9 protein-coding genes are annotated in these 11,860 nt (G+C 37.7%); 4 read left to right on the top strand and 5 right to left on the bottom strand.

Annotation, left to right across the window (positions count from 1 at the left end):
* From AC4PL9_RS14435 to AC4PL9_RS14425, 3 genes are all read left to right on the top strand, one after another.
* On the top strand, window positions 1–479 hold a 479-nt coding region (locus AC4PL9_RS14435), incomplete at its 5' end, for a hypothetical protein (RefSeq protein WP_491605456.1).
* Between the two features lie 188 nt (window positions 480–667).
* Entirely contained in the window at window positions 668–994 is a 327-nt protein-coding gene (locus tag AC4PL9_RS14430) for a hypothetical protein (protein ID WP_491605455.1), read from the top strand.
* 781 nt (window positions 995–1,775) lie between these two features.
* Window positions 1,776–3,149, top strand: a complete 1,374-nt coding sequence (locus tag AC4PL9_RS14425) for a carboxylesterase family protein (RefSeq protein WP_491605454.1) — start codon at window positions 1,776–1,778, stop codon at window positions 3,147–3,149.
* A 57-nt stretch (window positions 3,150–3,206) separates the two neighbouring features.
* On the opposite strand, the gene AC4PL9_RS14420 is transcribed toward AC4PL9_RS14425, so the two are convergent.
* The 5 genes from AC4PL9_RS14420 to AC4PL9_RS14400 form a co-directional block, all read right to left on the bottom strand.
* A complete protein-coding gene (locus tag AC4PL9_RS14420) occupies window positions 3,207–4,616 on the bottom strand; it encodes an efflux transporter outer membrane subunit (RefSeq protein WP_491605453.1) in 1,410 nt (469 codons plus the stop codon).
* Between the two features lie 10 nt (window positions 4,617–4,626).
* The gene (locus AC4PL9_RS14415; protein WP_491605452.1) at window positions 4,627–7,758 is read right to left on the bottom strand and encodes an efflux RND transporter permease subunit; all 3,132 of its coding nucleotides are present in this window, start codon (window positions 7,756–7,758) and stop codon (window positions 4,627–4,629) included.
* A 25-nt stretch (window positions 7,759–7,783) separates the two neighbouring features.
* A complete protein-coding gene (locus tag AC4PL9_RS14410; RefSeq protein WP_491605451.1) occupies window positions 7,784–8,905 on the bottom strand; it encodes an efflux RND transporter periplasmic adaptor subunit in 1,122 nt (373 codons plus the stop codon).
* Window positions 8,906–9,093: 188 nt separating this feature from the next.
* Window positions 9,094–9,855, bottom strand: coding sequence for a LytR/AlgR family response regulator transcription factor (locus AC4PL9_RS14405; protein ID WP_491605450.1), 762 nt, complete (start codon window positions 9,853–9,855; stop codon window positions 9,094–9,096).
* On the bottom strand, window positions 9,852–10,946 hold the full coding sequence (locus AC4PL9_RS14400; protein ID WP_491605449.1) for a sensor histidine kinase: 1,095 nt from the start codon (window positions 10,944–10,946) through the stop codon (window positions 9,852–9,854). Before AC4PL9_RS14400 ends, AC4PL9_RS14405 begins: the two co-directional genes overlap by 4 nt.
* A 317-nt stretch (window positions 10,947–11,263) precedes the next feature.
* Here AC4PL9_RS14400 and AC4PL9_RS14395 point away from each other — a divergent pair, with 317 nt between their 5' ends.
* Window positions 11,264–11,761 carry a hypothetical protein gene (locus AC4PL9_RS14395; protein ID WP_491605448.1) on the top strand — a complete coding sequence of 166 codons (498 nt, stop codon included), beginning with the start codon at window positions 11,264–11,266 and terminating at the stop codon, window positions 11,759–11,761.
* Window positions 11,762–11,860: the final 99 nt, after the last annotated feature.

The raw sequence follows: 11,860 nt of genomic DNA, 5'->3' as shown, positions 1-11,860 counted from the left end.
TCACACTAATATTTATCAGCTCAGTTTTATCCTTAGAATGCTATTCACAGGATTATTCTGAGGAAGCAAAAACTCACTTTGGTCAATATTTAGATTCAAAATCTCAAACAGAAATGATTGTAAAATCACTTCCCTCTCTAGAAGACTGTAAATTAATTTTTCAAGACAAAAGTGCCTATACTTTTTATGGATTTGTTGAAGAAATGAAAAGTAGCTTGCCTGATGATGAGTCTAATGAAAATGAAGTGTTCGCTGACTGTAGAATTGAAACATTTACGACGTATGACATTAAAGATAATAAGGGGAATTATGCTGGCGGAATGAAGGAAATTGTTGATCAAATTCAGTCAAACGTTACTTTTTATCGGGTTACCTATTTGCGTGAAAAAGATGCTGAAGCAGGGGTGAGCTATAACTATTTTGTAAATATCAAAGGTAGTTGGGTATTTATTCCAAAGCCATGGCGAGTATTGAGATAAACTACTATAGATAGCACCTAAGCCACATTAAAACGATAACTTAGCTGCAAACTGCTAGAGGCAGGCAACAAACGTACAAGCGATATAAAAACAGTAAAAGGCTCCTATTGACATAGCATATAAAGCCAGAAAGCCGGACAAATCTTTATCAGGCTTTGTAGATAGTTTTTGGATGTTGCACAACCCCAATGCCTTTTCATATCACCCTTTTGGGTATAGGTACTCTCCCGGTAAATGCTACCATCAAAGCGAATAGAAAAACATTTGCTATTAGTTTTAAACCGCTTGCCTCTGAATATTTATTGAAAGAGCGTGTGGCTGATTTAGTAAACAAGGCTAAAAATTTACCCGCTAACTTTTGGAACTCTAACTCATCAGACCTTCTTGATTTTGAACTTTTTTGCCAAAAAGCAACGCAAACCATTAAATCTTTAGTACCGAAGGAAATTGACGGAATTGATGATTTTTACGAGCAAATAAAAGACAAAGGTTGGAAACCAACCGAACCAAACTAAAAACGGCTTGGTACGGAATGCGTGAATTCTACCTAAAGAATAATAATGGCTACATACTTGGGGTTGCGGAAAAAAGTAAGTAATGGATATCAGGACATACCGAAATTATTATCTTTCCCTGAGAGGTGCAGAAGAAAAAATACCGTTCGACAAAACTTAGAATGTACAGATGGATTAATGAGTCATACGATTTGGTAGTTTCAGAATTGCCAAAGGATACGAAACGAAGAATAAAACGGTACGTAACATCTTGTGCAGTAGGGAATAAAGGTTTGAATGCAAATTCGAGCCGTTATTCATTTCATGTGAGTATTTCCGGTTGGGTTCTTATTTCTGGTTACTACTCCTAATGAAAAAACAAAGAAGTATCTTTAGCTGAAATAAAATACAATTTCGTTTAGCAGACAGAACGTTAGCAAATGGGAATGAACAAACAACGTAAAGATGATTTTGAATGTGTCGAATTTATTAAGAAGGTAGAGGCTATAATCTTAAAAATAAAGTTAAATTGTGATCGGTATATGTCTTCTGTTATTTGGTGGAGGATGAAATAGTCGGACTAACTATAAATTGCAAATTCTTAGATGCAGTATTTATTCCCGATCAAAAACAGATAACTTTACTAATACGGTATTGCTAAAAGTGGGGTAGAGCAGCTTCAGTTGAATGCTGGTCTGTACAAGGTTCAATTTTAGTTCTTCGATTGAACTTTCGTGTTGGAAATTTCCGTTTTCACCAAGCCCCGAAATGTTAGGCAATACTGAACGAAAAGAACCAATAAATGAAGAGTAGTAACCTGGTAATAATAGCACTTTTTATGTCCATTCATTCCCTGTCCCAAAATAAAATAATCAGTACGCCATTGGGTGAAGTCAGATTAATTGTTGAAAATAGTGTGCTGAAAGCAACGAATATTCCCTATGCAAAGGCAAAAAGATATGAGTTGCCATCTATGGTAGAAGAATCAACAATCCTTTCAGACTCTCAGAAACTTTCTCCTGCTTGCCCTCAAGAGAAAAAACCATCGTTTTCAGAGATGTTTGGTGTTGAGCCATTAGACCTATTAGAACAGTCTGAAGCATGTTTGAATCTTTCGATTACCAGGCCGGATAATAACCGGGACAGTCTGCCTGTTATGATATGGATTCACGGTGGAAGTTTTGTTTCTGGAGCCGGAGATGCCTCGATTTTTGATCCGGCAGTATTCGTTCATAATCAGAACGTAATTGTGGTTAACGTTTCTTATCGTTTAGGTTTATTGGGCTTTCTGGGGGGATATAACGACATTCCTCCAAACCTGGGTTACCTTGATATTCTGGAGGCTATTAAGTGGGTGAACAGGAATATCTCATATTTCGGAGGGAATCCTGATAATATTACCTTGTTTGGACAATCGGCGGGTGGTGAAGCCGTTGCTCAAATGATGCTCATTGAAGAATCAAAAGGCTTGTTTAAAAATGTCATTATACAAAGTGCTCCTCTGGGGTTGATATTTGATAAAAAGCAAATGATTCAGGATATGATTGAGGTGGCCAAAGAAATACCGCGTCAGGCTGATATAGATACAATTCTTAGCCGGCAAAATGAAGTGATAGCAGCAGCGTCAGAATATGGTTTAAAAGCGGCAATGCCTTTCGGAAATCAGTATGGGCAGTATCCGTTCCCTGACGAAGAAGATGTAGAAAAAATCTGGAGAGAAAGGGCTAAAGAAGTAAATATCTTGATTGGGTATACTAAAGATGAAACCTCTTTTTTTGTTCCCCATATCCCAAAATTGAAAAAAATGGCAAATACTCCCATTATAGGAGGACTCTTGAAACGAGTAGTCGTTAATGTAACTACTAAAAAGGTGTATAAAAAAGGAACAAAAAAATTTGCAAAGAACTGTGCTACTGACAGCAACAATGTCTATAACTACGAAATCATTTGGGGCTCCAAAACCAATGGCTTAGGAGCTACGCATACGATAGACCTGCCTCTACTTTTTGGAGATAGCTCGCTTTGGAAAAACGCTAAACTGGTAGAGGGGATAAGTGCACAAGAACTTACCGAAAGCCAAATGAAAGTTTGTGCATTGTGGGCCGAATTTGCGAGGACAGGGAGTCTGGAACAAAAAGGGAAAATAGATGGGGTTTTAAATTATAAGAAACTTTGAATTTCGTAAACAACAGCTAATCGTATAATTTCCAGATCTTTTATTAAAAGTTAATGATTACTCTGTTCCTCCTCCTAATGCCCGGTATAGAGTTGTCAATGCAATGAGTTTGTCTCTCTTTATCGTAATTGCTTCCAATTCATTTTGAAGTAAATTATTCTGAGCTGTAATAACCTCCAGATAATTTGCCATTGCACTTTGATAAAGGAGAATTGCATCATTTGAAGCTTTATTCAATGACTTTGTTTTTTCATCTACAAGAACCAATCGCTCATCTGTATATTTGAGTACTACCAATGCGTCCGAAACCTCTCTCACGGCAACTAAAACAGCTTCTTTGAATTGTAAAACGGATTTTTCCTGTTCAATCACAGCAATCTCGTATGCTGTTTTCAATGACTTCCTACGAAAAACGGGTTGTAGTAAATTTAAACCAACGTTTTTTGCAAGCGAACCCGGAAGGTTGAACCAATTGTTGAAGTTAAAAGAATTGACTCCCAAAGAAGCAGACAGGCTGAAAGAAGGATACATATTTGCTTTTGCAAGTCCCGTCTTTGCATTTGCTGACATTACGGCATATTCCGCCATTTTCACATCAGGTCTTCTGCTCAGTAACCATGCTGGAACTCCCGTTGGAAAAAGTTCTTCAGGCATAGCTTGTGTCAAACTTCCCGCCCGTTCGATGCTTGTTGGATACGTTCCACATAAAATACTCAAAGCGTTTTCCTGAACTGCAATGTTCTGTTTTGCCAGAGGGATCAGTAATTCTGCCGTTTTCTTTTGTGCAGCAGCCTGTTCAAGTGCCAGCGAGCTGACTTCGGCAGAATTGTATTGCAATGTGATCATTCGCAAAGTACTGTCGCTTAAATCTGTATTTCGCTGAGCGATGAGTAACTGTTCATCCAAAGCAATCAAATTATAATATGCCAAAGCAACTTCTGTAATGATCCTTGTTCGCAATGCATTGAGATTTTCTTGCTGGGCAAAATATCCTGCCAAAGCATCCTCTTTTTGCATTTTCGCTTTTCTCCAAATATCAATTTCCCATGATAAATTAAAACCTGCATTGTAATCGTCCATATACATTGTTCCGATAAACTGCTCACTCAACGACCCGTTCAATGAATTTCTGGACAGCCAGCTTCGATTCGCTCCGGTTGTAAAATCAAGGGTGGGCAAAAACTGTAATTTGGCTTGCTTGTACATCAACTCCGTTTGTTGTACGCCCTTCATTGCTACCCCAATTGTATTGTTTTTCTCCAGTGCCTGTTCTATCAATCCGATTAAAACAGGGTCTTTAAAAAATGTTCTCCAGGGTAATTGAACGGTATCTGAAACTGTCTCAACAGATGTGTTGTAATTGTCCGGCAAATCAAGTTCGGCACGACTATATTTTTTTCCTACGCCACATGCACTGATAAATGCTGTAGCAATCAGCAAAACGATTGTAGTACTTGTTATTTTCATTTTCTTATGATTAATGTGGTGTCTTTCTGGAAACACGTTCTTGTAAATATTGGAAGAATATGAACAAAATCGGGATGACAAATATTCCAATCACCACTCCGCTCAACATTCCAAATGCTGCTCCTGTACTGATGGATTTATTTCCCGATGCAGTTCCGCCACTTGCAAACATCAGAGGAATCATTCCTGCAATAAATGCTAATGAAGTCATGATAATCGGACGTAGTCTCGACTTGGCACCTTGCAATGCTGATTCCTGAATTGAGAGCCCTGATTTTCTACGTTGAACAGCAAATTCGACAATCAAAATGGCATTTTTTGCTAACAATCCAATGAGCATAATCAATCCAACCTGCACATAGATATTGTTGTCCAGTCCAATAGCATTTATAGCTAAAAATGCTCCGATAATCCCGGTTGGAATGGATAGTAAAACAGATAAAGGCAAGAGATAACTCTCATATTGTGCAGCCAACAGGAAGTAAACAAATAACAAGCTAAGAATCAGAATATAAGTTGCCTGATTACCGGATGATTTTTCCTCCAGACTCAAACCGGTCCATTCGTAGCTGTAATCTCCCGGAAGTTTGTTCAATACATTTTTCTCTAATGTTTCCATAATAGCTCCATTACTGTAACCGGGTTTTGCATCGACATTGATTGTTAGGGAGTTATATAAATTGTACCGGTTCACCGATTCCGGTCCGTACACTTTGTGTAATGTAACCATTGATTTTACAGGTACCATTTGTCCCAGATCGTTGCGCACAAAAATTTCGTTGAATGCGTCTTCATCGGTCCGGAAAATACCATCTGCTTTTATGCTTACCCGATAAAATTTTCCGAAACGAATAAAATTGAGCGATTGATCTCCTGCAAAATAGGTTTGAATACTGTTTAACATACTACTGATATTTACTCCTAGCTGGTGTGCTTTATCTTCGTCAATTTCCAGTTCCAATTGTGGGAAATCAGCCCGAAACATGGTGTAAGCAAATTGAACGCCTTCCTGTTGCATGATTTTTTCGATGGTTTTATCTGCCATTGCTTTTAAAGATTCAGGATCTTTTCCCATTTTATCCTGCAAAACAATTTCAGCTCCACTGATTACACCATATCCATCCACAGGAGGGAATCGGAATACCAGTACGGAACCTTCTTTGATAGTATTCATTTTTTTAGAAATAATTCCCTGAATAGCATTAATATTATTGATCTCCCCGCGATCACGCTGTTCTTTCAGTTTGATGAATCCCATGGCATAAGCCGGTCCGGCCGCATTATTCAGCATGTTGAATCCTGTAATGCTAGAAACAATGTCGATCGCTTCTACATCGGATAGTTCTGTTCTTATTTTTTCAGCCACGGCATTGGTTCTGTCCAAACCGGTCCCAGGAGGCATTGTCAAACTGTAAACAATAAAATTATCGTCTTCCATCGGAACAAAACTTCTGGTTGTACGGTTCATCAGCCAGGCAGCTACAATAATTGTCAGGACGACCAGACCTGCACCCAACCATTTCTTTTTCACCAGAAACCGAACGCTGTTGATGTATTTGTCCGTTAATGAATGAAAGCCAATATTAAATGCTGTGAAAAAACGTTTTGAAACTGATTTTCTGGTAGTTTCCGATTGATTTTCATTGTGTGTATTTTTTAATAATAATGCACACAACGCAGGCGTCAATGTCAATGCGTTGATGGCTGAAATAATAATGGCCGTTGCCAGCGTATAGGCAAATTGTTTGTAGAATAAGCCCGATGATCCTGTCATGAAACCAATGGGAATAAACACAGCTGACATTACCAGAGTAATTGAAATAACTGCTCCTGTAATTTCGCTCATCGCCTGATGTGTGGCATCTTTTGCAGAAATGGAGGAACCTTCCATTTTACTGTGAACAGCCTCGACAACAACAATTGCATCATCCACAACAATACCGATGGCCAGTACCAATGCAAAAAGTGTTAGAATATTGATGGTAAAACCAAGTGTCAATAAAACGAAGAATGTTCCCACAATAGCCACAGGAACAGCGATGGCGGGAATGATTGTTGAGCGAAAATCCTGTAAAAACAGGAAAACGACAATAAAAACCAGAATAAATGCTTCAATCAAAGTTGATCTTACCTGACTCGTTGCTTCGTCCAGACGGTCTTTTGTACTCCAGACATTCGCAAAGTCAATTCCCGGGGGAAATGATCGGGATGCTTTTTTCAATTCGTTTGTTACACCGATCTCGATATCATTGGCATTCGAACCTGTTGTTTGAAGAATTGCCAGTGAAACAGCATTTTTTCCATTAGACGTTGTATTTCCACTATAGGTAATCGAGCCAAACTCTATACGCGCGACATCTTTTAACCGGACCAGATTGTTTCCATTTCGTTTGACGACAATGTTTTCGTATTCTTCCGGCTGACTTTTCTTCCCTTTATAACGAATTACATATTCCAAAGCAGCATCGGATTCCTGACCTAATTTCCCCGGTGCGGATTCCAAACTTTGCTGAGAAATTGCCTGTACCACATCTTCCGGAATTAGTTGATAGGAGGCCATCTTTCGCGGATTTAACCAAACACGCATGGAGTAATCTTTTGATCCGAACATTTGCACCTGACCAACTCCGGGTACTCGTTTTATCTGCGGAACAAGGTTGATATTTACATAGTTCTGTAAAAACAGCTCATCGTATTTTTCATTGTCATCGGTGAAAATATCGAAGATCATGATCATACTGTTTTGCTGTTTGGAAGTTGTTAACCCCATTCGGATTACCTCTTCTGGTAAAATCGGAGTAGCCTGCTGCACTCTGTTTTGAACATTCACAGCTGCCTGATCGGGATCAACTCCCTGTTTGAAAATAACAGAAATGGAAAATGAACCATCATTACTTGCTGATGATTTGATGTACTGCATGTTTTCAACTCCATTGATTTGTTCTTCCAGGGGAGTAACAACCGAACGCAAAACGGCTTCACTGTTTCCTCCGGGATAACTTCCGCTTACCATTACAGTGGGAGGAGAAATGTCAGGAAAACGGGTAATAGGTAATTGCAATAACCCGATAATTCCCAAAATAACCAGGATGATAGAAATCACGGTAGCCAGTACCGGTCTATCAATAAATTTTCTGAACATACTTCTACTTTGAAAAAAGGATTCTTTATTTAATTATGGTGGGGACAACAGTCATTCCGTCACTTAGCAGATCGATTCGGTTGATGGCAATTTTATCTCCCAACTGCAGCCCCGATTTAACGATGTAGTGACTTATTGTTTTTCCTTCAACTTCAATCGGCACCATCTTAATAGTGTTTTTTTCTGAAAGAACGTACACGAAAAAGCGATCCTGAATGTCTTTTACGCTTTCCATCGGAACGGTAATTACATCAGAAAGTGTTTTTTTCAGAATAATTCTGCCGGAACCTCCTGATCGCAATAGTTTGTCCTCGTTTTCAAACACCGCTTTTAATGGAATACTTCCCGTTGTTTTATCGATATTTCCACTTGCAAATTCTACTTTTCCGTCTTGCCCGTATTTAGAACCATCTGCCATAATCAATTCAACCGTGTTGAGCGATTGATCTGTTTTTTGATCTTTCATAAACGCAATGAAATCAGCTTCGCTTAATGAAAAATACACAAAAACCTGCTGAATATCCGATAGGTTTGTCAGCGGAACAACATCTGCGGGTGTTACCAGATTCCCGATGCGATTCGGAATGCGACCAATGTACCCGCTCACAGGAGCTTTAATCAGCGTAAAAGCAGCATTTACCTGAGAGGTACCTAATGCAGCACGTGCCTGAGAAACCTGTGCTTTTGCAGCTAAAAGATTTGCTTCAGCCGTCTGTAACTGTAATTCACTGTACACTTTTTCCTTCACCAAAGGGCGCAGTTTCTCTACTTCAATTTGAGCATTTTTCTCAGCGGCCAAAGCAGCCTCGTATGCGGCTTTTGAGTTACTTACCTGTTCAGCATATAAATCGCCTTTGATACGAAAGAGCGATTGTCCGGCAGTCACATAATCACCTTCTTTTACATAAATCTGATCCAAATATCCTGTTACCTGCGCTTTTATGTCAACGTTCACAATTCCTTCGATTGCTCCCGGATATTTTTTTTCAATTTGTATGCTTTCTGCTCTTATTTCAATGAAATCAACATCATTTGGCTGATTGAACTGTTCCTGTTCAGAACTTCCCGCACAAGCAGACAAACACAATAGGGTGATGATGGGAATAAATACATGTACAATTGTTCTTTTAGAAATTTTGGATGCCATTGCTGCAAATTTGTTTTTTGGGCACAAAGAAAGGGAAGAAAGAGCGATTGATTGAAGAAAAGATGACTGAACCGTCAATAATGATGGTTGAAATGAAGGATAAATCAGATTATTCAGGATGTAAAATAATGAATTCTGAAAGGATATTTCTGAAGTCTTTCAATGTAAATTGTAAATAAATAACACTATTAATAATCTAACCACTGTTTAAAAGCGCTTGCTTTTTCCCGGCTGATAAGAATTTCTGTTTCCGAAAAATGTTTTAATTCCACCTTCAGCTTTCCGTTGAAATGGTTAAAAATCTTTTGGATAGCATCTATATGCACGATGTATTGGCGGTTTGTCCTGAAGAATTGTCTGGGGTCAAGCTGCTGTTCTAATTCTTCCATGGTATGTGGTAAAACTACAATCTGACTTTCATCACGGATTTGAGCATACGTGATTCTGTTTTCCGTGTAAATAAAAGCAATTCTTTCCACTAGAAGAGATTTATAACCATCACGATACGGTAGAAGAAATCGGGTTCGGTATTCCTTTTTTGATGAAAGAAAGTTGGTTAATTCGTCTAAAGCAGATAAATTGAAGGAGAGTTTGGTTGACTCCAGTTTTTCAATAGCTGCTTTCAGTTCCTCGGATTTGACTGGTTTCAATAAGTAATCAATGCTATTGTACTTAAATGCTTTTACGGCATACTCGTCATAAGCTGTTGTAAAAATAACCGGGGAATTAATAGTCGTTTTCTCAAAAATTTCAAAACTGATTCCATCACACAACCTGATATCCATAAAAATCACATCCGGCTGCTGATTATTACTAAGCCAGCTTATGGTATCGGAAATGCTTTCAATGACAGCATTTATATGAATTTCCGGTCTGATTTCCTTTAGCAAACGAACCAGTCGGTCTGCATTCAATTTTTCATCTTCGATTATAACTACGTTTCTTATCATCCTTTTAACAATGGGAGGTTTACAATGAAAAAGCTTCCGTTATTGGTGATTTTCGGCTGTCTCTCTGACAATAAACTATATCTTCTATTGATATTTTTAATTCCTATTTCCGACGAATCAATATTTTTTTCAATCAGAGAAAGTGTGTTTTTTACAATTAATTCCTGATTATCATTGTTAAAAATAGAAATAACAAGAGGGGATTTTTTATTGGTTTTGTTGTGCTTTAAAGCATTCTCGACGAGTAACTGTAATGTCATAGGAGGAAGAAAGGAATTCCGACTGGCTTTATCAACTTCAATTTCAAAACGAACACCTTCTCCAAAGCGTTGTTGGATTAAGAACATATACGCATCCAGAAACCGCAGCTCGTCTTCCATCGAAATAACGTCCTTTTTTGAACTCATTAGCATATAACGGTATATCCTGGAAAAATTGTCGGCATATTCATATCCTAACTGTTGATCTTCCAGAATCAGCTCGGACAATACACTCAGGTTATTGAATACAAAATGCGGATCTATTTGTAGTTTAAGCGACTGTAGTTCTGCTTCCATAGCAATCTGGTTCAAACGCGCTGCTTTCATCGCTTCATTTTTCCAGCTTATAATAAGGTGATTGCCCGTGTTGATTCCCATTATCATAAAAGCGATAGCTGTGCTTACAACAATCCAGTGAATCGTTCCTTTTGTTTCTTCAATAGATAGCGCAAAACTAAAGACAGAGGATAAGTTATCTTCTGTTTTGCTTACCCAAAAAAGCATAATCAGGAAATTTATGAAGAGCACCATGATAATGTTTAGTGCCGTTTCAATCATGAGTCGTTTGACGGGGGTTTTTGTCCAGAAAATAGTTCTATTAAGTCTTTTACTGATAAAAATACTTGATTCGGAAATAACAATTCCGCAGGTGAGGGTTAATACAACGTCTTCCAGTATTTCCGAAAAACTACGCGTGAAGTATTCCTGCCAGTAGGAAGAATAGGGATCAATAATATAGGATATGAGATACATTAAAAAGAAAGCAGATATGATGAATAATACTCGTTTTCCTGTATTATTCAAAAACGATTCTTTCTTTAATGGTTCCATGCTCTTATGCCCGATTGTATACTATACAAATTTGGTGAATTAATGAAAGATAGCTTTACTTTTACTTCCTTAACTGTTCTTTTTCTTTACTGAAACTTCAAATAAAAGGACTGAAGTGTGCAATTTTAGCTGTTACGAATCAGATTGGGTGTTTATTGGAGTTGTAGTGCTATTCACAAATTTCATGATAATATTGGATTTAGTATAGCTCTAACCGGAAGCAAACAAAAAAATAGGTAACTAATACAAGAAAATAGTATTTTCGATCGCTACGAGATCATAAAGATCGAGATACTGGTTCGTGTTAATTATAATATATGGCAATTTTATTAGAAATATTTAGTCTTTATAAATTGATTTTACCTGATAATAGCATTGAATATCTGCTATTACGAACAGAAAAACCAGGTTATTCCAATGCAGATCAAGGACAGGAGGAGATAGCAAATCAAATCGAAGCAGAAAAAAGACGATTAATACTAGATTTATATATCAATGATCACGTAAGAGCTATACAAATTGAATTTCTTGGTGAGTTACAAGAGATACCAATAGGTGATGAACTGTTATCGGATAAGGGACAAGTCAGGTTATCTGTTTTTTACCAGCAGACCGAATATGGTTTTCCCTGGATAATTCTTGGTTGTGCAGAAAATAGGGATGCTTTTAAAAAAGAATTACAAGACGATAGTGATTTGTTGTCGCTTAGACCGACAGGAGCAATCAAACAAATAGACGCTACTTTTATAACGGAAAACGATTTTGATTTATCAGCAATAAAAAACTATACTACAAAGGATGTTCGGGATCTGTAAAAACTACTGAGCTGAACAGCTCAGGTACATTCTTGAAGGAAATTATTTGTGTAAGTGTATAAATTGTTAATAATGGAAGAAAGTAGTTTTACAGGCCGT

This window comes from Wandonia sp., assembly GCF_984588085.1.
Note: the sequence above shows the minus strand (reverse complement) of the source record. Positions and strands in the feature narration are given on the sequence as shown.

Excerpts from the sequence above, each read along its gene's own strand:
- AC4PL9_RS14430 (WP_491605455.1), top strand. The coding sequence starts at position 668 with ATGCCTTTTCATATCACCCTTTTGGGTATAGGTACTCTCCCGGTAAAT.
- AC4PL9_RS14425 (WP_491605454.1), top strand. The coding sequence starts at position 1,776 with ATGAAGAGTAGTAACCTGGTAATAATAGCACTTTTTATGTCCATTCAT.
- AC4PL9_RS14420 (WP_491605453.1), bottom strand. The coding sequence starts at position 4,616 with ATGAAAATAACAAGTACTACAATCGTTTTGCTGATTGCTACAGCATTT.
- AC4PL9_RS14415 (WP_491605452.1), bottom strand. The coding sequence starts at position 7,758 with ATGTTCAGAAAATTTATTGATAGACCGGTACTGGCTACCGTGATTTCT.
- AC4PL9_RS14410 (WP_491605451.1), bottom strand. The coding sequence starts at position 8,905 with ATGGCATCCAAAATTTCTAAAAGAACAATTGTACATGTATTTATTCCC.
- AC4PL9_RS14405 (WP_491605450.1), bottom strand. The coding sequence starts at position 9,855 with ATGATAAGAAACGTAGTTATAATCGAAGATGAAAAATTGAATGCAGAC.
- AC4PL9_RS14400 (WP_491605449.1), bottom strand. The coding sequence starts at position 10,946 with ATGGAACCATTAAAGAAAGAATCGTTTTTGAATAATACAGGAAAACGA.
- AC4PL9_RS14395 (WP_491605448.1), top strand. The coding sequence starts at position 11,264 with ATGGCAATTTTATTAGAAATATTTAGTCTTTATAAATTGATTTTACCT.